We start from the raw sequence: 1732 nt of genomic DNA, 5'->3' as shown, positions 1-1732 counted from the left end.
GGAGATAACGCATGTCCATGTAATCATCGACCAAGCTGGGAGAATCCCGTTCAACCTCATCTAGCCCCAGATAATTATTGGACAGGGCAACCGGGCAACCAAGAACACGCATGGCTGCAAGTTTCATGGTCGTCTTGAGCCTTAGTGCATACGTGTAACCGATCAGGAAACTGTCGTGGATGCATAGGACAGGTATCCGCTGTCTGGTGAAGTGCCTGATCACCATTGAAGCCATCAAACTGTCCGTGTTCATCAGCGCTATCCCACGATCCGCGCAGAGATCATCCTCAAGGAATGGATGTTTCTTGATTGCAGCGTCCAATACCAGCCGAAGTTCCGCATTCTTCATTGACTTTGCCATCGACCCAACCGGAGAGGCGTCCCGGAACGCGCTGTAAGCTGACCGCTCGTTCTTAGCATTAAGAGCCATGAGGATTAGCAGTTTCACCAACTTACGCTGCTGCACGGTGTCCAAGTCAGGCAATAAATTATCATCCAACTCATAAGGATCACCTTCCAGCTTCACTCCTCTCTTTGCTGCCAGAATCGCGACATGAAGGGCTTGATAATCCACCTCGACAGTGGGTTCGTCATTGATGTGGATGCGCTTCCTTACCTCTGACCCGACCGATTGCCACCAGCCGCCATAGAAGCGGCCACCGCATGACCAGTCGTTGCGATTGAAGACACGGTGAACGAAGTTATCGAACCCGCAGATAGGAACTCGGGTTATCTCGCCCGTACGAACACCAGACTTAATCGGGCGCTCAATGAACGTGTCTTCCTGATCGGGTATGTCGATGAAGGTTCGCAGCAGCAGGCTGTTGTACTTCATCAGATCTGCTCTCATCTGCTCAGTCGCCGGAGTATCCTTGTATTCGATGTTTCTTTCTGACTTCTCGCTGGATCGCATGAGAATGCACTCCTTTCCCGGATGGGTCAGGATATGCTGTGGTCCGAACTTGGCTTCCCGAAACATCTGCCTAAGTGGTTCTGCCGCCCTTATCCGGGTGGTGCGGTTTGTGCTGGCTCCGGGACCGGCATAGCTGCCAGCCGCCAATGAGATGTAACCAACTTCATGCAGGCGATGTATTACCTTGGGTGCTAAGCGAGACAACCCGATCTTGTTATAGCGGGAGTCGGTGTTCCAAGCTGTGTTGCTCATCGCTACGCCAATAGACAGCTCGGGGTCGGCATCCCAAGCCACATAAAGATCGAGCAATATAGCCTGTAGCTGTGTCAAACTGTTGGCCTTGGGTCTTACGCCACCCTTCTTTGGGCTGCTGCTTTCTGGTTCCCCATAACATATTGCCCAGACCTGCTTGGTCAGATGGGTAACATTCGGGTGTTCTGAATATCGGTGAACATCTAGTAGTTTGGAGTAGTGCGGATTTGTGATCGGAAAAGCATCTAGGGTCTTTCCAGCGTATGTTTCTTCCATGAGTCAATTTGGTCCTCAATATATGCGACCACGCCCAGAGCGCACTGAGGCCCTGAAGACGTGATTAGCCGAGCGGAACCGAAGACGGCATCAAGCCATCGACGAGATACAACTCGACTGTGGTTTATGTTGTGCTTTGAGATTTGGAGGCTCTTGCGGAACCTCATAGCGGACCAAACCGCTATAGCGCCTCTAGACGCTGATCATGGTGCCCACGGGGATGCGGGCGGTTAACAAGATTAATAAATGGGTATGACTATCTGCATTGCAAGTTGACGGAGATAATTTTTT

1 protein-coding gene is annotated in these 1732 nt (G+C 51.4%); it reads right to left on the bottom strand.

Going from position 1 to position 1732, the window contains the following annotated elements; all coding sequences use genetic code 11:
- Positions 1-1441: hypothetical protein (locus AC2FIR_RS24080; protein ID WP_496763505.1), on the bottom strand; the 1441-nt coding region annotated here is incomplete at its 3' end.
- Between the last annotated feature and the right edge of the window lie 291 nt (positions 1442-1732).

This window comes from Ruegeria sp. CDSB136, assembly GCF_059610965.1.
This window is presented reverse-complemented; position numbering and strand designations above follow the sequence as displayed.